12 protein-coding genes are annotated in these 20,255 nt (G+C 63.2%); 7 read left to right on the forward strand and 5 right to left on the reverse strand.

Annotated features, from left to right (window positions below):
* The first annotated feature begins 22 nt into the window (after positions 1-22).
* Both ABCW43_RS14760 and pbpC read left to right on the forward strand, forming a co-directional pair.
* A complete protein-coding gene (locus tag ABCW43_RS14760; protein WP_345925697.1) occupies positions 23-5,470 on the forward strand; it encodes an alpha-2-macroglobulin family protein in 5,448 nt (1,815 codons plus the stop codon).
* Between the two features lie 16 nt (positions 5,471-5,486).
* Positions 5,487-7,568, forward strand: a complete 2,082-nt coding sequence (gene pbpC, locus ABCW43_RS14765) for a penicillin-binding protein 1C (RefSeq protein ID WP_345925699.1) — start codon at positions 5,487-5,489, stop codon at positions 7,566-7,568.
* 205 nt (positions 7,569-7,773) lie between these two features.
* Here the strand turns inward: pbpC and ABCW43_RS14770 are convergent, their stop codons facing one another.
* The 5 genes from ABCW43_RS14770 to ABCW43_RS14790 form a co-directional block, all read right to left on the reverse strand.
* Complete coding sequence (locus tag ABCW43_RS14770) at positions 7,774-8,616, reverse strand: dipeptide ABC transporter ATP-binding protein (protein WP_345925701.1); 843 nt, start codon at positions 8,614-8,616, stop codon at positions 7,774-7,776.
* Positions 8,617-8,624: 8 nt separating this feature from the next.
* Positions 8,625-9,482: an ABC transporter ATP-binding protein gene (locus ABCW43_RS14775; RefSeq protein ID WP_080954143.1), complete on the reverse strand. Its 858-nt coding sequence runs from the start codon at positions 9,480-9,482 to the stop codon at positions 8,625-8,627.
* 2 nt (positions 9,483-9,484) lie between these two features.
* Positions 9,485-10,402: an ABC transporter permease subunit gene (locus ABCW43_RS14780; RefSeq protein ID WP_007758455.1), complete on the reverse strand. Its 918-nt coding sequence runs from the start codon at positions 10,400-10,402 to the stop codon at positions 9,485-9,487.
* A gap of 26 nt (positions 10,403-10,428) precedes the next feature.
* Positions 10,429-11,433: an ABC transporter permease subunit gene (locus ABCW43_RS14785; protein WP_345925706.1), complete on the reverse strand. Its 1,005-nt coding sequence runs from the start codon at positions 11,431-11,433 to the stop codon at positions 10,429-10,431.
* Positions 11,434-11,590: 157 nt separating this feature from the next.
* On the reverse strand, positions 11,591-13,186 hold the full coding sequence (locus ABCW43_RS14790) for an ABC transporter substrate-binding protein (protein WP_345925708.1): 1,596 nt from the start codon (positions 13,184-13,186) through the stop codon (positions 11,591-11,593).
* A 529-nt stretch (positions 13,187-13,715) separates the two neighbouring features.
* On the opposite strand from ABCW43_RS14790, the gene ABCW43_RS14795 reads away from it, so the two are divergent.
* The 5 genes from ABCW43_RS14795 to ABCW43_RS14815 all read left to right on the forward strand — a co-directional run bounded on the left by ABCW43_RS14795 (position 13,716) and on the right by ABCW43_RS14815 (position 20,130).
* Complete coding sequence (locus ABCW43_RS14795) at positions 13,716-15,149, forward strand: M20 family metallopeptidase (RefSeq protein WP_345925710.1); 1,434 nt, start codon at positions 13,716-13,718, stop codon at positions 15,147-15,149.
* A gap of 133 nt (positions 15,150-15,282) precedes the next feature.
* On the forward strand, positions 15,283-16,638 hold the full coding sequence (locus tag ABCW43_RS14800) for an aspartate aminotransferase family protein (RefSeq protein WP_345925712.1): 1,356 nt from the start codon (positions 15,283-15,285) through the stop codon (positions 16,636-16,638).
* A 75-nt stretch (positions 16,639-16,713) separates the two neighbouring features.
* Positions 16,714-18,174 carry a cardiolipin synthase gene (cls, locus tag ABCW43_RS14805; RefSeq protein ID WP_345925714.1) on the forward strand — a complete coding sequence of 487 codons (1,461 nt, stop codon included), beginning with the start codon at positions 16,714-16,716 and terminating at the stop codon, positions 18,172-18,174.
* Between the two features lie 63 nt (positions 18,175-18,237).
* The gene (locus tag ABCW43_RS14810) at positions 18,238-19,068 is read left to right on the forward strand and encodes an endonuclease/exonuclease/phosphatase family protein (RefSeq protein WP_345925716.1); all 831 of its coding nucleotides are present in this window, start codon (positions 18,238-18,240) and stop codon (positions 19,066-19,068) included.
* A gap of 87 nt (positions 19,069-19,155) precedes the next feature.
* Positions 19,156-20,130, forward strand: coding sequence for a threonine ammonia-lyase (locus tag ABCW43_RS14815; protein ID WP_345925718.1), 975 nt, complete (start codon positions 19,156-19,158; stop codon positions 20,128-20,130).
* Positions 20,131-20,255: the final 125 nt, after the last annotated feature.

Below are 20,255 nucleotides of genomic sequence, written 5' to 3' on the forward strand. Positions count from 1 at the left end.
GGCAGCCACGGGGGGACTTTCTATGTCTAGGCGCGCGTTTTTCGGCTTTCTCGCTCTCATCGTTTCCGCATTCGCCTCCGTCTCGCCGCTGACCGCGGCCGACCGGCGGATCGAAAGCACTCCGAACAGCGATTATCTCGGTTTCGATCTCAGAACCGTGAAGAATGTCAGCCAGCCCCAGTGCGAGGCAGCCTGCATCGGCGACAATGCCTGCAAGGCTTTCACCTATAACGAGAAGGCCAAATGGTGCTTCCTCAAGTCGGATTACAGCCAGCTCAACCCGTTCCAGGGCGCCACGGCCGGCAAGATCGTCGTAACCGCCGTGGAGCCCGATATCGGCGCCCCACCGAAACTCTCCTTCCTCTCGGAAGAGGTTCTCCAGCAGGCGCGTGATCAGAAGGATGGCCTGACACTCGGCGACAACCAGCAGGGTTACGGGGTCGAAAACCTCAAGACGATCGCCCAGGGCCAGTTGCTGGCCGGTAATGTCGATATGGCGATCTACAATTTCAAAGGCGCGCTTTCGATCATCCCCGAAGACGGTGCCCTCTGGATCGAGCTTGCCCGCGCCGCCGGCACCGCCAAGAACAACAGCAGCGCCGATGGCGAAGGCACTCTTGCCGCGGTCAATGGCTACCAGCTTTCGCGCACCACCCAGACCCGCGCCGATGCGCTGGCGGTTCTCGCCGCAGCACTGGCCAAGCAGCAGAATTATCGCGCGGCGCTCAACGCCTACAAGGCGAGCCTCGCGCTCGTAAACGCCCGCACCGTGCAGGCCGCCTATAACGACCTGCGCGAACGCCAGGGTTTCCGCATGACCGGCAACACGGTCGATGCCGACAGCGCCAATCCGCGCGTCTGCGTGCAGTTCTCCGAACCGCTGGTGAAGATCGGCGTCGACTACGCACCTTTCGTCGTGCTCAACGGCCAGGCGCCGAAGGCGATGGAAGCCAAGGACAACCAGATCTGCGTCGAAGGCCTCGCCCATGGCCAGCGCTACAAGTTGTCGCTGCGCCGCGGCCTGCCGTCTTCCGTGGACGAGCCGCTTGTTGCCCAGGTCGATATCGACATCTACGTCAAGGACCGTTCGGCGACCGTGCGGTTCACCGGCGACAGCTTTGTTCTCCCGTCGACCGCGCGCCGCGGCATTCCGATCGTCTCGGTCAATACCGAAAAGGCCAATCTGAAGCTCTATCGCGTCGGCGACCGCAGCATTGCACCCTTGCTCGCCAATTCGCAGTTCCTGACCCAGATGGACGGCTATAACGCCACCCAGATCGAGGAGCAGAGCGGGGAACTGGTCTGGCAGGGCACGATCGATATCGCCCAGGATCTCAACAAGGACGTCGTGACCAGCTTCCCGGTCGACGAAGCGCTGCCGACCCGCAAGCCCGGCGTCTACATGCTGACGGCGGCTGCCGCCAATGCGACGAGCCAGGAATACGATACCAAGGCGACGCAATGGTTCGTGGTGTCCGATATCGGTCTCGCCACCTATGCCGGCACGGACGGCCTCAACGTCTTTGCCCGTTCGCTCGGCAGCGCCAAGCCGATGGCCGGGGTCGACCTCCAGCTTCTCGCCAAGAACAACGAAATCCTCGGTACGGCGAAGACCGATGCGGATGGCCGCGCGGTGTTTACCGCCGGCCTGATGCGCGGCACGGCGGCCATGGTGCCGGCCGTGCTGGCCGCCCAGAACAACAGCCAGGATTATGTCTTCCTCGACATGGCCCGTGCCGGCTTCGACCTTTCCGACCGCGGCGTCACCGGTCGTCCGGCGCCCGGCGCGATCGACATCCTGCCCTGGACCGAACGTGGCATCTATCGCCCTGGCGAGACCGTTCATGCCTCGGCGCTCGCCCGCAATATCGATGCGACGGCGATCGAGAACCTGCCGCTCACCTTCGTTTTCCTGCGCCCCGATGGCGTCGAGGACAGGCGCATGGTCAACAACGGTTCGCTCGGCGGTTACGCGCTCGACCTGCCGCTGCTGGCCACCTCGATGCGCGGCACCTGGACGATGCAGATCTTCACCGATCCCAAGGGTACGGCGATCGGCGAAAAGACCTTCCTCGTCGATGACTTCGTGCCGGATCGCATCGAATTCGACATGACCAGCGACGCCAAGGAAATCACCGTCGGGGAGCCGGTGCCGGTCAATATCGACGGCCGTTATCTCTACGGAGCGCCTGCCGCAGGCCTCAATCTCGAAGGCGAGATCGCGCTGAAGACGACCCACGAAAATCCGGCCTTCCCGGGTTACCAGTTCGGTCTCGTCGATGAAGAGGCGAGCGAAGCGGTGCGGATTCCGCTGGAAGAACTCGAACCACTCGACGGCGACGGCAAGGCGACCTTCGACGCGACCGTCGCCGAAGCGCCTTCGACGACGCAGCTGGTGAATGCCGATATCATCGTGCGCATGCAGGAGGCGGGCGGCCGCGCCATTGAGCGTTCGATCACCCTGCCGGTCAAGGCGGAAGGTGCGCGGATCGGCATCAAGCCGGAATTCTCCGGCGATCTCGGCGAGAATTCGGTCGGCAATTTCACCGTGATCATGGTGGACGCGGCCGGCAAGAAGCAGGCTATCCAGAACCTGCCCTGGAAGCTGATCAAGATCGACCGTGACTATCAATGGTACCGTGACGGTTCGTCCTGGCGGTATGAGCCGGTGACCCGCACCAGCCAGGCTGCCAATGGCACGGTGAATGTCACGGCCGATGGCGGCAAGGTTTCCGTTCCGGTCAAGTGGGGCCGCTACCGGCTCGAGGTCGAAACGGCCGATATCGGTGGCCCCACGTCCAGCGTCGAATTCGATGCCGGCTGGTTTGTGACCGCGACCTCGACGGAGACTCCGGACGCGCTGGAAATCGCGCTGGACAAGCAAAGCTACAAGGTCGGCGAGACGGCCAAGCTCAAGGTCTCGTCGCGATATGCCGGCGAGCTGATGATCACCTCCGGTTCCGAGAGCCTGATTGCGGTCAAGACCGCCAGCATCGGCGCCAATGGCGGCGAGGTGGAGATCCCCGTCACCGCGGCCTGGGGCGCCGGTTCCTATGTCACCGCGACGCTCTATCGTCCGGGTCAGGCGCAGGAAAGCCGCATGCCGATGCGCGCCATCGGCGTCACCTGGCTGAAGGTCGATCCCGAAAACCGCGATCTGCAGGTGCAGATCACGGCTCCGGAAAAAACGCTGCCGCGCCAGCCTCTGAACATTTCGCTGCAGGTGGCCGGTGCCGGCGCCAATGAGGACGCCTATGTCACCGTCGCTGCGGTGGATGTCGGCATCCTCAATCTGACCCGTTACCAGCCTCCGGCGCCGGACGACTGGTATTTCGGCCAGCGCCGCCTCGGCCTCGAAATCCGCGACCTCTATGGCCGCCTGATCGACGGTTCGCTCGGAGCCACCGGGCGGCTGCGCACCGGCGGTGACGGCGGCAGCACGGCGCTGCAGTCGAGCCCGCCCAAGGAAAAGCTGATCGCCTTCTTCTCGGGTCCGGTGAAGCTCGATGCGCAGGGCAAGGCGAATGTCTCCTTCGACATTCCGCAGTTCAACGGCACGGCGCGCGTCATGGCGGTTGCCTGGTCGAAGACCGGCGTCGGGCATGGCGTCAAGGATGTGGTGATCCGCGATCCGGTGGTGATTACCGCCAGCCTGCCGCGCTTCCTCGCCCCCGGCGACCAGACCAATCTCAGGCTCGACATCGCCAACACCGATGCGCCGGCCGGCGACTACCAGCTTGCCATCACCACCAACAGACCGGTCGCCGTAGATCAGAAGGGGACCGGAAAGATCACGCTCGCAGCTGGCGGCAAGTCGGATGTCACGCTCGCTCTGCGCGGTGTCGAGCCGGGCGACGGGTCGATCTTGGTCCGTCTTTCGAATGCGTCGGGCATGTCGCTGGACCAGGTGCTCGATATTCCGGTGCGGCCGGCCGCCATGCCGATCACCCAGCAGCGGCTTGTCCAGCTGAAACCGGGCGCCAGCGTGACGGTCGATGCCAACCTGCTCGCCGACAGCATACTGCCGGGTGCCTCGGTCAGCGTGAATGTCAGCCGCTCGACCGCCTTCGATATCCCCGCGCTGCTGATGAGTCTCAGCCGGTATCCCTATGGCTGCGCGGAGCAGACGACCAGCCGCGCCCTGCCGCTCCTCTATCTCAGCCAGATGGCGGTGCAGAACGGCCTTGCCGACGATACGGAGGTCAAGAAGCGGGTCCAGGATGCGATCTATCGCGTGCTGTCCTATCAGTCCTCGGCCGGCAGTTTCGGCCTTTGGGGTCCGGGCGGCGGCGATCTGTGGCTCGATTCCTATGTGAGCGACTTCCTCAGCCGCGCCCGCGAACAGGGTTACGACGTGCCCGAACAGGCGCTCGTCCAGGCTCTCGACAGCCTGCAGAACTCGCTCGGTTTCACCAACAACGTCAAGGACCAGGGCAACGAGATCGCCTATGCGCTCTATGTGCTCGCCCGCAACCGCAAGGCCGCGATCAGCGACCTGCGCTATTATGCCGACACGATGCTGAACGATTTCCCGACACCGCTCGCCAAGGCCCATATCGCCGCGGCGCTGGCGCTTTACGGCGATGCCCAGCGGTCAAAGAATATCTTTGCGGCCTCGCTGCAGATGTCGCAAGACGCGCAAATCCATCGGGTGAGCCTGTCCCGCTCGGATTACGGCTCGTCGCTGCGTGACGGCGCCGCGGTCCTGGCGCTCGCCGCCGAAAGCCGGCCGGTGCCGCCGATCGTTCCGGCGCTCGCCACCATCGTTGCCAAGGAATGGGGCCAGAAGAAATATACCAGCACCCAGGAACAGACCTGGATGCTGCTCGCCGCCCGGGCGCTGCAGAACGGCGATGACGGCCTGCGCCTGCAGGTCAACGGTGCCGACCATCGCGGCACGCTGATGTCGCAGATGACCGGCGATGCGCTGATCGGCCATCCGCTGACCGTCAAGAACAACAGCGCCGATCCGCTGTCGGCTTCGATCACCACGGTCGCGGCACCGGCCCAGCCGCTGCCTGCCGGTGGCGACGGTTTCCAGATCACCCGCACCTACTATTCGATGGATGGCGAGGAGACGAATGTCAGCGAAGCAGAGCAGAACCAGCGTTATGTTGCGGTGATCACGATCACCGAGAGCAACAGCTGGCCGTCGCGCATCGTCGTCACCGACCTTCTGCCGGCCGGGTTCGAGATCGACAACCCGAGCATCGTCAACAGTGCGAGCCTTGCGAACTTCGACTGGATCGAGGAAGTGCAGGCAGCCCATACCGAATTCCGCAACGACCGTTTCGTCGCGGCCTTCGACCGGAGCGCCGGCGACAACCGCGAGATCACGCTCGCCTATGTGGTCCGCGCCGTGACCCCCGGCGTCTACGATCATCCGGCAGCCCAGGTCGAGGACATGTATCGTCCGCAGTTCTCGGCCCGTACCGCAATGGGCAAGATGGAGGTGCTTGCCGCCCAGTAAGCGGCAGCTCGTTCCGATGAAGCTCAGGTGGAAACTTTCGATCGGTCTGGCTGTCGGCCTCGTCACTGCGGCGGGGCTGATCGTCGGCCTCGATGCGGCCGACAGGGCCTATCCGCCGCCGCTCGAAAGGGCGCGGGTGGCTTCCGCCGAAGTGCTGGATGCGGATGGCGAGCTGCTGCGCGCCTTTGCGACGCCCGAAGGCCGCTGGCGGCTTCGCACGACGATCGAGAATGTCGATCCGCGATTCCTCGAAATGCTGGTCGCCTATGAGGACCAGCGTTTCTACGAGCACGGCGGGGTCGATCCGTGGGCGCTCGGCCGAGCGATGCTGCAACTCGTCACCAACGGCCATGTCGTGTCTGGCGCTTCGACGCTGTCGATGCAGGTGGCGCGGCTGATCGAGCCGCGCGAGAGCCGGTCTGTCGCGGCAAAACTCCGCCAGGTCGTTCGCGCGGTCCAGATGGAACGACGGCTGTCCAAGACGGAAATTCTCGAACTCTACCTCACCCATGCGCCTTATGGCGGCAATCTGGAAGGCGTGCGCGCTGCGAGCCTTGCCTATTTCGGCAAGGAGCCGCGGCGGCTGACGGTGGCGGAAGCGGCACTTCTGGTCGCCCTGCCGCAATCGCCGGAAGGTCGGCGGCCGGACCGGCATTTCAGGATAGCGAAAGCGGCGCGGGAGCGCGTGCTGATGCGCTCGGCCGTGGCCGCGGTTACCGGCGACGGCGAGGCGGAACGGGCGGCGGGCGATGGTATTCCCACCCGGCGCCTGCAGTTGCCGGCCTATGCGGCGCATCTCGCCGAAGCGGCGATCCGCAAGCAACCGAAGGTCGAGCAGCACAAAACGACCTTGAGACGAAGTGTCCAGCAGAGACTGGAGCAGGTTGCGAGGGAAGCTTCGGTGAAGCTCAGCCCGAAGGTCTCCGTCGCCATGGTGATGGCGGATATCACCACCGGCGCGATCGTCGGCGAAGTAGGATCGGCCGATTATTTCGATGCGAGCCGGTCCGGCTGGGTGGACATGACGCGGGTCAACCGTTCGCCGGGCTCGACGCTGAAGCCGTTCATCTACGGGCTCGCCTTCGAGCAGGGACTGGTGTCCCAGGAGACGATCATCGAGGACCGGCCGGCGGATTTCTTCGGTTACCGGCCGAAGAATTTCGACATGACCTATCAGGGCGATGTCAGCGTCCGGCAGGCCCTTCAACTGTCGCTCAACGTGCCCGCGGTGCGGCTGCTGGATGCGGTCGGCCCCTCGCGGCTGATGATCCGTTTTCGCCGCGCCGACGTGCGGCCTGTCCTGCCGGCCAACGAGGCGCCGGGCCTGGCGATCGGCCTCGGCGGCGTCGGCATCACGCTCAAGGATCTGGTGCAGGCCTATGCGGCGCTCGCCAATCGCGGCAATCCGGTGCGGATCGGCAACGGCATCGAGGACCAGCCGGGTTTGATTGACGGCGAGCCGTTGCTCGAACCGCAGGCGGTGTGGAACGTCGCCGACATTCTCTCCGACGTGCTGCCGCCGCAGGGCAGCCGAAGGCTCGGCATCGCCTACAAGACCGGCACGAGCTACGGTTATCGCGACGCCTGGTCGGTCGGCTTCGACGGGCGATATGTGCTGGGCGTTTGGGTCGGGCGGCCGGACAATGGTGCGGTGCCGGGCATTGCCGGTTATCAGACCGCGGCGCCGATCCTGTTCGAGGCGTTTTCGAGATCCGGCGTACCGATCACGCCGCTGCCGTCAGCGCCTTCGGGTGCCGTCCGCATCGCGCAAGGTGAGCTGCCGATCAGCCAGCGGCGTTTTTCGATGACGGCAAGCGGGCTCGTTTCCGCTTCGACGCGCGAGCCGGCACCGCAGATCGTCTATCCGCCGGAAGGCGCGCGCGTCGATCTCGGCGCGCAATCGGGCGATATTTCGCCGCTGGTCCTGAAGCTGCAGGGCGGCCGGGCGCCGTTCCGCTGGCTCGCCAACGGCAAGCCGCTCAGCGATCTGTCCCGCCGCCGCACCAATGAATGGACGCCTGATGGGGCTGGGTATTCGACACTGACGGTGATCGACGCTGCGGGGCGGGCGGCGAGTGTGAGGGTTTTCGTGGAGTAAAGACCGTCCGGTAAAGCCGATGGAGTACTAGTTGTCCACGGGCGAACACCGAAAGACAGTGTCGGAAGGCACACCCCGCGATACCCCCCTCTGTCCGGCAGGGGGTGCCTCATGGCACGACTCTCAAATCGCCTGACGACCGCCCCGTTCAACATTCCCGAAAATCGGCTTTTCAGAAAGCATATACGGTCGCCTGAAGGACGCACTAGGCCGCCGCTGCCGCCTTCTTCCTCGCCACGCGGGCGCGGATGGACTCGATATCGGCCTTCGGCGTCGCCTTGAACAACGTGCGCGTATAGTCGTGCTTCGGGTTGGAAAACACCTCGTCGCGGGTGCCGTATTCCACCGCCTCGCCGAAATACATCACCATCACCTCGTCGGCGATGTAGCGCACGACGGAGAGGTCGTGGCTGATGAAGACGTAGGTGAGATTGAACTCGTCCTGCAGGTCGGCGAGCAGGTTCAGCACCTGGGCCTGGACGGAGAGATCGAGCGCCGAAACCGGCTCGTCGAGGACCAGCAGCTTCGGGTTCATCATCAGCGCGCGGGCGATGGCGATGCGCTGGCGCTGGCCGCCGGAGAACATGTGCGGGTAGCGGTTATAATGTTCCGGGCCGAGACCGACCTTCTTCAGCATTTCGCTGGCGCGGTCGCGACGTTCGGCCGCCGACATATCGGTGTTGATCGCGAGCGGTTCGCCGAGCACGTCGCCGATCTTCTGGCGGGGATTGAGCGAACCATAGGGGTTCTGGAAGACGATCTGCACCTTCTGGCGCATGTCCTGGGTCAGGTGGCCCGGGCGGGTATCGACCTTCTTGTTGTCGATCAGGAGGTCGCCGCCGGTCGGTTCGTCGATGAAGGTCAGCATGCGGGCAAGGGTGGACTTGCCGCAGCCGCTCTCGCCGACGATTGCCAGTGTCTTGCCGCGTTCCAGCTTGAAGGAGACGCCCTTCACCGCATGGATGATCTTCTTCGGCTTGAAGAGGCCGCCCGGCAGTTCGTAATCGCGCTTGATGTTGCGCACTTCGAGCATGGTGTTATCGGTCATGGTCTCGCTCATGCGCTTACCCCAGGTGCGGGTTCCGGATTGCCGTCGAAGAAGGCGGAAACGGTGGTGAGTCGGTCGCCGGTGGCGTTTTCCGGCAGCGCCGCCAGCAGCGCCTTGGTGTAGTTGCTCTTCGGGTTTTCGAAGAGGGAGAGCACGTCGGCTTCCTCCATCTTGCGGCCCTTGTACTGCACCACGACGCGGTCGGCGGTCTCGGCGACGACGCCCATGTCATGGGTGATCATGATCAGGCCCATGCCGTTCTTCGCCTGCAGCGCCATGATCAGGTCGAGGATCTGCTTCTGGATCGTGACGTCGAGCGCGGTGGTCGGCTCGTCGGCGATCAGCAGCTTCGGATTGCAGGCGATCGCAATGGCGATCATCACGCGCTGGCACTGGCCGCCGGACATCTGGTGCGGGAAGTGGTTGAGCCGCTCTTCCGGGTTGGGCAGGCCGACCTGGCTGAACAGCTCGATGGCGCGGGCGCGGCGGGCTTTTGCGTCGAGGCCGAGATGGATGCGCAGCACTTCCTCGATCTGGAAGCCGACCGTGAAACACGGGTTGAGGCTGGCGACCGGCTCCTGGAAGATCATCGCGATATCCTTGCCGATCAGCTTGCGGCGCTCGGCCGGGCTGATGTTCTGGATGTCGCGGCCCTCGAAGAGCATGCGGTCGGCGGTGATCTTGGCCGTCCAGGGGAGAAGGCCCATGACGGCGAGCATGGCGACGGACTTGCCGGAGCCGGATTCGCCGACGATTGCCAGGACCTCGGCCTTTTCGACCGAGATGGAGACGCCGTCGACGGCACGGAACCAGCCGGTGGCGGTTTCGAATTCGACGGTGAGGTTGTCGATTTGCAGAAGCGCCATGATCAGGACCTCTTCAGTTTCGGGTCGAGCGCATCGCGCAGGCCGTCGCCCATCAGGTTGATGGCGAGAACGGTGACGAGAATGGCGACGCCGGGGAAGGTGACGACCCACCAGGCGCGCAGGATGAATTCACGCGCTTCGGCAAGCATCGTGCCCCATTCCGGTGCCGGCGGCTGGGCGCCCATGCCGAGGAAGCCGAGGGCGGCCGCATCGAGGATGGCGTTCGAGAAGGAAAGCGTCGCCTGGACGATCAGCGGTGCGGTGCAGTTCGGTAGGATGGTGCGGAACATCAGGCGGATGGGACCGGCCCCGGCAAGCCGGGCCGCGGTCACGTAGTCGCGGCTCTTCTCGGCCATCACGGCGGCGCGGGTGAGGCGCACGAAATGCGGCTGCAGGGTGAGCGCGATGGCGATCATGCCGTTGGTGAGGCTTGGGCCCAGGATTGCGACGAGCACGAGGGCGAGCAGCAGCGACGGGAAGGCGAGGATGATGTCCATCAGGCGCATGATGACGGTATCGATCCAGCCGCGGTAATAACCGGCGATCAGGCCGACGATGATGCCGCCGGTGAGCGACAGCGTCGTCACGAAGACGCCGATGAACAGCGAATACTGTGCGCCATAGATCAGGCGGGACAGGATATCGCGGCCGACAGGATCGGTGCCGAGCAGATAGGACGGGTTGCCGCCCTCGGCCCAGGCCGGCGGAAGCAGAGCGAAATCACGATACTGCTCGAACGGCGAATGCGGGGCGATGAGCGACGCGAAGATCGCCACGATGACGAGGGCGACGAAAATGATGAGGCCCAGAACGGCGCCGCGGTTTTCGGAAAAGTAGAACCAGAACTCGCGGAGCATCTGGCGGCGCATCGCGGCGCTGGAAACCGGCTCGGCGGTCTTGGTAACAGTGGTATCGGCCATGGGATTTTCTCCTTCTTGGTGCCGGATCAATGTCGGATTCTGGGATTGATCAGCCCGTAGAGCAGATCAACAATGAGATTGACGAACATGATGATGGCCGCGATCAGGAGCAGGCCGCCCTGGATGACCGCGTAGTCGCGGCGGAAGACGCTGTCGACCATCCACTTGCCGATGCCCGGCCAGGAGAAGATCGTCTCGGTCAGGATGGCGCCGGCGAGCATGACGCCGATCTGCAGGCCGATCGTGGTGATGACCGGGATCATGGCGTTGCGCAGCGCATGGATGCCGACGACGCGGAAGGGCGAAAGGCCCTTGGCGCGGGCGGTGCGGACGTAATCTTCCGAGAGCACTTCCAGCATGGCGGAACGCGTCTGGCGGGCGATGACGGCGAGCGGAATGGTCGCAAGCACGATCGACGGCAGGGCAAGGTGGCTGATCGCCGAGGCGAAGGCGCCCTGCTGTCCCGAGAGCAGCGAATCGATCAGCATGAAACCCGTGACCGGCGGAAAGAAGAACATCAGCGAGATGCGGCCGGAAACCGGGAACCATTGCAGAGTGCCGGAGAAGAGGATGATCAGCAGCAGGCCCCACCAGAAGATCGGCATCGAATAACCGACAAGCGCGATGCCCATCAGCCCCTGGTCGAAGATCGAACCACGCTTGATCGCGGCGATCACACCGGCCGGAATGCCGAGAGCGACGGCAATGACGATGGCACAGAAGGAAAGCTCCACGGTCGCCGGAAACAGCGCCCAGAACTGGTCGAGGATCGGTTTCTTGGACACGATGGACGATCCGAAATCGCCGGTCAGCACGCCGCCGAGATAATCGAAATACTGGACTATCAGCGGCCGGTCCATGCCGAGCTGGGCACTGATCTGGGCATGCCGCTCCGGCGACATGACACGTTCACCGGAAAGAAGCGCAACCGGATCACCCGGCAGAAGTCGGATAAATGAAAACGCAATGATCGAGACCCCGATGAAAGTCGGGATCAACACGGCGATACGCCGTAAAAGGAAGCCAAACATTCGAAACCTTTAGTGGTTTTTGGTTCGTGGCCGGTTCACGGATTTGTCAAGCCATGAAGGCGGCAATTGTGGCGTCTGCGCCAAATTTTGGCGTCTCATAAGAAAATGCCGCGGGAAACGCAACGCGTCCCGCGGCAAAATCGTCGTGAAGCGGTAATTACTGAGCGATATCGACTGCTTCGAAGGTGAAGTCGCCGAGCGGGCTCTGGGTAAAGCCGGTCACACCCTTGCGCATCGGAACGACCGAGAGGGAGTGGTCGATGGTTGCCCAGGGAGCGTCCTTCTTGAAGACTGCCTGAGCCTGTTCGTAGAGCTTGGTGCGCTCGGCCTGGTCGGAGACGACCTTGGCCTTCTTCACCAGTTCGTCGAATTCCTTGTTGCACCACTGGGCGCGGTTGTTGCCGCCGACGGCATCGCAGCCGAGCAGCGTATCAAGGAAGTTGTCCGGATCGCCGTTGTCGCCGGTCCAGCCCAGGATGGCAGCGCCGTCGCGGTTCTTGTCCTTCGAACGCTGCAGGTATTCGGCCCATTCGAAAGAAACGATCTCGACCTTGACGCCGATCTTGGCGAAATCGTCCTGGATGATTTCAGCCGCGCGGCGGGCGTTCAGCATGTAGGGACGCGAAACCGGCATCGCCCAGACCTTCATGGAAAGGTCCTTGACGCCTGCGTCGGCGAGCATCTTCTTGGCCGCGTCGAGGTCGTAGGTGTCGTCCTGGGTGGCCTTGCTGTAGGACCACATGGTCGGCGGGATCGGGTTGACGGCAGGTGTCGCCATGCCCTGGAAGACGGAATCGACGATCGCCTTCTTGTTGATCGCCTTGTTCAGCGCCTTGCGGACTTCGACCTTGTCGAACGGAGCCTTGGTGGTGTTGTAGGCGAGGTAGGCGACGTTCAAGCCTTCCTGCTCCAGAACCTGGAGGTTCGGATCAGCCTTCATGGCCTTCACGTCGGCGGCGTTCGGATAGGGCATCAGGTGGCATTCGCCGGCTTTCAGCTTCTGGTAACGAACAGCGGCGTCGGTGGTGATTGCGAAGACGAGGTCGTCGATCTTCGGAGCCGGACCCCAGAAATCGGCGTTCTTCTTGTAGCGGATGACGGCGTCCTGCTGGTAACCGACGAAGGTGAACGGGCCGGTGCCGACCGGCATCTGGTTCAGCTGTTCCTTCTTGCCGGCCTTCTCGAGGCTGTCGGCATATTCCTTCGACAGGATCGACGCGAACGGCATGGCGACGTTGGCGAGGAACGGTGCTTCCGGACGGTTGAGCGTGACCTTGACGGTCAGGTCGTCGACCTTCTCGATCGACTTGATCAGCTTCGGAAAGCCCATGCCGTCGGCATATTCCCAGGTCGCGCCGGAAATATACTTGTTCCAGGCATTCTTCTCGTCGATCTGGCGGCCGAGCGAGAAGACGACGTCGTCGGCGTTCAGGTTGCGGGTCGGCTTGAAGAAGTCGGTCGTCTGGAACTTGACGTTCGGACGCAGCTTGAAGGTGTAGACCGTGCCGTCGGCCGAGATTTCCCAGCTCTGGGCAAGCGCTGCTTCCGGCTGGGTCGTGCCCGGCTTGAACTCGAGCAGGCGGTTGTAGATCGGATGTGCCGAAGCGTCGAAGGTCGTGCCGGCGGTATAGATGCCGGGATCGAAGCCTTCCGGAGAACCTTCCGAGCAATATACGAAGGTCTTGGCGCTGGCGGCGCTTGCGAAGAAGGTTGCCGACAGCAGCGCTGCGGCAAGGGTGAGTTTGTATTTCATGTGGATCTCCCAATGACCTGTGGCCGGCTTAGGTGCCGTGCCCGGTTGATGTCTTCAGCTGGAATGGTGCGTATATAGCGCCCAACGACTGGTATTCCCGTGTTCACCTCCTAGCCGGCGATATTTCGCTGCGGCCGGCCTTCAAAATGCGTTTCTCCTGGCGGGTCCGCTTCGGCCTTTCGCCGCGCATGTCCCTGTTTCTTGATTCCGATCAACGGCCTCCCGCCGTATCGAATTTCACGCCCGCTTCATTCCTTAGAAAATTTTCCACAAAATTGGCAAAATCCCGGTGCATTTTTATTAGTTTCGGCGCGTTTCATAGATTTGACTGCGGGCCGTGGCGCGGGAGCATAACGATTATGATCCGGTTGTCGAGATGCTAAGATTCGCGTACCAATCACATCCGCATTCCCTCCTCCCAATCCCTCCGCAGCGTCGATTTCCGCTGCAATGCCGCATTGCCATCGGCTGAGAATTGGCTACGGTTCGGGCCTTCCGACCAGCATAGATGTATCGAGGCAGTGGTTTCATGACGACAGGTAATTCCAATCTCCCCCTCGTTTGGGATCTCATCGACCGCAAGAAAGAGGTCTTCACCGAACTCGCGGACCGCGTCTGGGAGACGCCGGAAACCTGCTACATGGAGACGCTTTCGGCTGCCGCGCATCGCGAGATGCTGGAGACGCAGGGGTTCAGGATCACCGGAAACGTGGCCGGCATCCCGACCGCGCTGATCGGCGAGGCGGGCGAGGGCGGCCCGGTGATTGCCTTTCTCGGTGAATACGATGCGCTGGCAGGCCTCAGCCAGAAGGCCGGAGTCACCCGGCATGATCCGACGGTCCCCGGCGCGAACGGCCATGGCTGCGGCCATAATCTTCTCGGCTCCGCATCGCTGCTTGCCGCCACCGCCGTGAAAGATTGGCTCGAAAAGACCGGCACCCCCGGCCGCGTGCGTTACTACGGCTGCCCGGCGGAAGAAGGCGGCGCCGCCAAGGCGTTCATGGTGCGGGCCGGCGCCTTCGAGGACGTCGACATCGCGATCAGCTGGCACCCGAGCAATTTCGCGGGCGTGCAGCGGGAGACCTCGCTTGCCAACTGCCGGATCGACTTCACGTTCACGGGCCGCGCGGCGCATGCCTCCGCCGTGCCGGAACTCGGCCGCAGCGCGCTCGATGCCGTCGAGCTGATGAGCGTCGGTGTCAATTATATGCGCGAGCACATGCCGTCCGAGAGCCGCATCCACTATGCGGTCCTGGACAGCGGCGGCATCTCGCCGAACGTCGTGCAGGCGCATGCCAAGGTGCGTTACGTCGTCCGCTCGGCGGACCTGCCGGGGCTTTTTGCGCTGATCGAGCGGGTCAAGAAGGTTGCCGAGGGTGCGGCGCTGATGACCGAGACCAAGGTCGAGAGCACGATCCTGGCAGGTGTTTCCAACCTCGTCGTCAACACACCGCTGATGGACGTCATGCAGGACGTCTGGGACAGCATGGGGCCGCCGCCTTTCGATGCAGCGGACATCGATTTTGCCGAAAAGATCCGCGCCACGCTGACCCCGGAAGACATTGCGGCGAGCTGGAGCCAGGAGCGCCTGGAGCAGCGGGATATCCCGCTTGCCGACTTCATCCTGCCGGCCCACACCGAAAACCGCCAGATGGGCGGCTCGACGGATGTCGGCGATGTCAGCTGGGTGGTGCCGACCGTGCAGGCCTATGGCGCGACGCTCGCCATCGGCACCCAGCTTCATACGTGGCAGGTAGTGGCGCAGGGCAAGAGCCCGCTTGCCCATAAGGGCATGGTTTCCGTTGCCAAGGCGATGGCAGCGACCGGACTGGCCGCGATAACAAGCGATCAGCTCCGCGAGGCTGCCTGGGCCGATCTGAAGAAGCGGCGCAAGGGACAGGACTACAAAAGCCCGATCCCGGCCGGCGCCGAACCTCCGGTCGCGGCAATGACGCTGAAATGACCAAATAAACTGATCGAGGCGTCAACTATTTTGAACAGTCGGCCTCTCTGAAAACGGCGATTTGGGCTGTCCAATATCGCCGTTTCCGCCTATGAGATTCATAGACCGTTGCGTGTCTCACAGGAGGTCCGTCGTGACTATTCAGCCCAATTCCATCGAAGCCCGGGACAAGGCTTACCAGCTTCACTCCTACACCAATGCCCGTGCGCTGGAGCGCGACGGATCACTGGTGATCGACCGCGGCGAGGGCATCTATGTCTACGACGTGAACGGCAACAAATATATCGAGGGCATGGCCGGGCTCTGGAGCGTCGGCGTCGGTTTCGGCGAAAGCCGGCTTGTCGAAGCGGCCGCCAGGCAGATGGCGAAGCTCCCCTATTACCACACCTTTACGCTGCGCACTCACAGCCCTTCGGTCGATCTTGCCGAAAAGCTGATCCAGATGGCGCCGGTGCCGATGTCGAAGGCCTATTTCACCAATTCCGGGTCCGAAGCCAACGACACCGCCATGAAGATGGTCTGGTATCGTTCGAACGCGCTCGGCAAGCCGGAAAAGAAGAAGATCATTTCCCGCATCAAGGGTTATCATGGCGTGACGATCGCCAGCGCCAGCCTGACCGGCCTGCCGAACAATCACCGCTCCTTCGACCTTCCGCTGGCCGGTGTCTTCCACACGACCTGCCCGCATTACCGCGCCTTCAAGCAGGAGAACGAGACGGAGTCAGCCTTTGTCGAGCGCTGCGCCAAGGACCTCGAAGACCTGATCCTCAAGGAAGGCCCGGAAACGGTTGCCGCCTTCATCGGCGAGCCAGTCATGGGGGCGGGCGGCGTTATCGTGCCGCCGGCCGGTTACTGGGATGCGATCCAGAAGGTGCTCAGGAAATACGATGTCCTGCTGATCGCCGACGAGGTGATCTGCGGCTTCGGGCGCACCGGCGAGATGTTCGGCACCACGACCTACTCGCTGCAGCCGGATATCATGACGCTGTCGAAGCAGCTTTCGTCGTCCTACCAGCCGATCTCGGCGCTGCTCATCAACGACAGCGTCTATGGCCCGCTTGCCGATGAATCGGCGAAGATCGGCACGTTCGGCCACGGCGTGACCGCCGCCGGCCATCCGGTCGCCGCGGCGGTCGCGCTGGAAAACCTGGCGATCATCGAAGAACGCGACCTCGTCGGCAATGTCCGGGCGCTGGCGCCGAAGTTCCAGAGCCGGCTGAAGGCGCTGGAAGGCCATCCGCTGGCGATCGAAGCGCGCGGCGTCGGCCTGATCGGTGCGCTGGAACTCAAGCCGCGCGACGGTTTCGCGGCCGGCCAGCTCGGCCCCAAGCTGCTGGCGATCATGCTGGAAAAGGGCCTGATCTCGCGGGCAATCGGCGACTCGCTGGCGCTCTGCCCGCCGATGATCATCAATGAACAGCAGATCGATACGATCTTCGACACATTCGAAGCGTCGCTTGAGGTCTTCGAGAAGCAGCTGGCTGCCTGATACCTCCGGGAGCCGTGCTAACCTATTGGTGCGGCTCCGATTGCGCTTGGGCCGAGCGCGCCTATATTGCTCGCCATGCTGGATCTCATCGAACCCTATTGGCCGCATATCCTCTTCGTATTGTCGGTCCTGATGGGGGCTGCGGCTGCGATCCACGCGGCGATGACCAAGGAGGAAGTCCGCTCCGCGATCGGTTGGGTCGGTGTCATCGTCCTGTCCCCGATCGTCGGCGCGCTGCTTTACCTGGTTGCCGGGATAAACCGCATCCGCCGCGCGGTGATCAGTGATCGCCGCGCGCTGTTGCAAGGGGAAATCCGTGCGCATGTCGTTTCCTACGATGCGACCAACGATCTGGTCATCGAGGAATTCGGACACCGCTTCCGGGCGATGAAGACGCTCGGCGACCGGGTGACGCGCCACCGGCTGACGACCGGCAATACGATCGTCGCGCTCGATACCGGTGACGAGGCCTATCGGGCGATGCTGCAGGCGATCGGCGAAGCGCAACGCAGCCTCATTCTCGAAACCTATATTTTCGACCGGGACCGGATCGGCAACCGGTTCGCAGATGCGCTGATCGCCGCCGTCAAGCGCGGCGTCGAAGTGCGGGTGCTGATCGATGCGGTGGGAGCCCGGTATTCGGTGCCGAGTGTGCTCGGTACGCTCAGGGACGGCGGAGTCACGGCCGATGTCTTCAACGGCAATGTCATCATGGGTCTGCGGCTGCCCTATGCCAACCTGCGCACCCACCGCAAGATCCTGGTCATCGACGGCCGTGTGGCGTTTACCGGCGGCATGAACATCCGCGAGGGCTTTTCGAGCGAAATCAGCGGCGACAGATGTGCGTTCGACACGCATTTCAGAGTAACGGGGCCGGTTGTCGCCGACCTGTTTGCGATTGCCGCCGCCGATTGGCGATACGCCGCCGACGAGGCGCTGGAGGGCGGGGCCTGGGCGCTGCAGGCGCCGGAGACGGAGCCCGGTTCGCCGGTCGTCATGCGCGCCGTTTCTTCCGGACCCGACCGGAGCGTCGAGACGAACCACAAGATGCTGATGGGTGCGTTTTCCGTGGCGCGCTCCTCTATCCGCATCGTATCGCCCTATTTCCTGCCGGACCGTGAACTGATCACCGCGCTCGTCACCGCCGCCCGGCGCGGGGTGGAGGTCGATGTCGTCGTGCCGACCGCCAACAATCTGGTTCTGGTCGACCGGGCGATGACGGCGCAGTTCGACCAGATGCTGAAGAACTACTGTCGGATCTGGCGGGCATCCGGCCCGTTCAACCATTCCAAGCTTCTGGTGATCGACGGGTGCTGGGCCTATGTCGGCTCCTCTAACCTCGATCCGCGCTCGCTCCGGCTCAATTTCGAGGTCGATCTCGAAGTTCTGGATTGCTCTTTCGCGGAAGCCCTGGAACGGAGGATAGACTTGGCCATTTCTTCTGCAACCGAAGTGAAGCTTGAGGAATTGATGGCAAGATCTTTCCTTGTGCGCCTCATCGAACGCGTGCTTTGGCTGGGCTCGCCCTATCTCTAGTTTCTGGATAGGCGCGTAAGCTGTCCTATAATTTTGTCCACCGGCGAATAGTCAAAAAGAACCATGCGGGAAAAACGCCCAAGTCTTCCGAAAAGCATTCTGGCTTCGATCCGGGCTCGAAGGAACCGCGGTGCCGGAACGGATGATGGCCGTGACCGCGGGCACGGCATGCTGATCGCCTCCTACAACGTGCACAAATGCGTCGGCATCGACGGCAAGTTCGATCCCGGCCGCACCAGCCATGTGATCCGCGAGATCGGCGCCGATGTGATCGCACTGCAGGAAGCGGATTCCCGGTTCGGCGAGCGGCGTGGCCTGCTGGACCTCGCCTGGATGGAGCGGGAGACCGGGCTTTTCCCGGTGCCCGTTTCCGGTGTCGCCAAGGCGCATGGCTGGCATGGCAATGTGATCCTCTTTCGCGAAGGCCTGGTGCGCGACGTTCATCAGGTCAAGCTGCCGGGGCTCGAGCCGCGTGGTGCCCTGATCACCGAACTGGAGCTCAAGGACGGCAGCGCATTCCGGATCATCGCCGCCCATCTCGGCCTGCTCAACCGTTCGCGGCAGCAGCAGGCCCGCATGATTCTCGACATTCTGCGATCGCGTGACGAGCAGCCGACCGTGCTGATGGGCGATCTCAACGAATGGCGGCTCGGTGATCGCTCTTCCCTGAACACGCTCGCGACCGTTTTCGGCCTGCCGGCCGCGGTGCCGAGTTTCCCGTCGCGCCTGCCTGTTCTGGCACTCGACCGCATCATGGCGAACCAGCCCGGGCTGATCGATGCGGTGGAAACCCATGACAGTCCGCTTGCGCGGCTCGCTTCCGACCATCTGCCCATCAAGGCCGTGGTGAAGCTCGGTTCCTTGCCGTTTTCTCAAGGTGCGGAAGTCGGGTAAGCCTGCTTTTCCGGCCTTTACCGAAGCGGAAAGCGTCGATAGGTTTGCGTCTCCACCCGCCCTTCTGTTTCCGAATGGATCCCCCGCATGACCGATATCGCCATGATCGAAGCCGCCCGTGCCCGTCTCGATGGTCACGCGCGCCGCACCCCGCTTCTGTCCTCGCCCTTCCTCGACGAAATCGCCGGGCGGCGGATCTTCGTGAAGCCGGAATGCCTGCAACACACCGGTTCGTTCAAGTTTCGCGGCGCGTGGTCGGCAATCTCGGCGCTGGCGCCGGATATTCGCGCCAAGGGTGTGATCGCTTTCTCCTCGGGCAACCATGCCCAGGGCGTGGCGCTGGCGGCGAAGATGCACGGTATCCCGAGCGTGATCATCATGCCGACCGACGCACCGCGGATCAAGATCGAGAATACCCGCGCTTATGGCGCAGACGTTGTGCTTTACGACCGCCTCAACGAGGACCGCGATGCCATCGGCGCGCGGCTGTCGCAGGAGCGCGGCCTGACGCTGATCAAGCCGTTCGACGAGCCGCTGGTGATCGCCGGCCAGGGCACGACCGGGCTCGAAATCGCCGAGCAGGCCAAGGAGGAAGGGATCGAAAAGGCCGACGTGCTGGTGCCGACGGGCGGGGGCGGCTTCATTTCCGGCGTCGCGCTGGCATTGAACGCCAAGGCGCCCGGTTTTGTCGTGCACCCTTGCGAACCGAAGGGGTTCGACGACGTGACGCGCTCGCTGGCGTCGGGAAAGATCGAGCGCAATGCGACCCAGGGCGGTTCGCTCTGCGATGCAATCGTCACGCCGCAGCCGGGAAACATCACCTTCCCGATCATGTCGAAGCTCTGCGGCGCTGGCCTTGTGGTGAGCGACGACGAAGCGTTGCATGCGGTGGCACTCGCCTTCAGCCGGCTGAAGATCGTCGTGGAACCGGGTGGGGCGGTGGCATTGGCGGCCGCCCTTTTCCATGGCGAGACGCTGGGCGATACGGTGATTGCCGTCTGCTCGGGCGGCAATATCGACCCCGACATTTTCCGTCTGGCGCTGGATCGTTTTGGCGCCTGAAGGGCTCGCAATGGGTTTGGGTATAATAAACCGTTAAACACGCGGATGGGCCGTTAAGAAAAAAGGATTTTCTACGGAACCGGTGGGTGTTTGGAACATTATCTCTATCGGGTTGGTAGAGATAA

Origin of the sequence: Neorhizobium tunisiense (assembly GCF_039631515.1) — a bacterium.
GTDB lineage: Bacteria > Pseudomonadota > Alphaproteobacteria > Rhizobiales > Rhizobiaceae > Neorhizobium.

What these genes read in the sequence shown, in the direction of transcription:
- ABCW43_RS14780 (WP_007758455.1), bottom strand. Translation starts at nt 10,402, where the DNA reads ATGGCCGATACCACTGTTACCAAGACCGCCGAGCCGGTTTCCAGCGCC.
- pbpC (WP_345925699.1), top strand. Translation starts at nt 5,487, where the DNA reads ATGAAGCTCAGGTGGAAACTTTCGATCGGTCTGGCTGTCGGCCTCGTC.
- cls (WP_345925714.1), top strand. Translation starts at nt 16,714, where the DNA reads ATGCTGGATCTCATCGAACCCTATTGGCCGCATATCCTCTTCGTATTG.
- ABCW43_RS14790 (WP_345925708.1), bottom strand. Translation starts at nt 13,186, where the DNA reads ATGAAATACAAACTCACCCTTGCCGCAGCGCTGCTGTCGGCAACCTTC.
- ABCW43_RS14810 (WP_345925716.1), top strand. Translation starts at nt 18,238, where the DNA reads ATGCGGGAAAAACGCCCAAGTCTTCCGAAAAGCATTCTGGCTTCGATC.
- ABCW43_RS14795 (WP_345925710.1), top strand. Translation starts at nt 13,716, where the DNA reads ATGACGACAGGTAATTCCAATCTCCCCCTCGTTTGGGATCTCATCGAC.
- ABCW43_RS14815 (WP_345925718.1), top strand. Translation starts at nt 19,156, where the DNA reads ATGACCGATATCGCCATGATCGAAGCCGCCCGTGCCCGTCTCGATGGT.
- ABCW43_RS14760 (WP_345925697.1), top strand. Translation starts at nt 23, where the DNA reads ATGTCTAGGCGCGCGTTTTTCGGCTTTCTCGCTCTCATCGTTTCCGCA.
- ABCW43_RS14775 (WP_080954143.1), bottom strand. Translation starts at nt 9,482, where the DNA reads ATGGCGCTTCTGCAAATCGACAACCTCACCGTCGAATTCGAAACCGCC.
- ABCW43_RS14770 (WP_345925701.1), bottom strand. Translation starts at nt 8,616, where the DNA reads ATGACCGATAACACCATGCTCGAAGTGCGCAACATCAAGCGCGATTAC.
- ABCW43_RS14785 (WP_345925706.1), bottom strand. Translation starts at nt 11,433, where the DNA reads ATGTTTGGCTTCCTTTTACGGCGTATCGCCGTGTTGATCCCGACTTTC.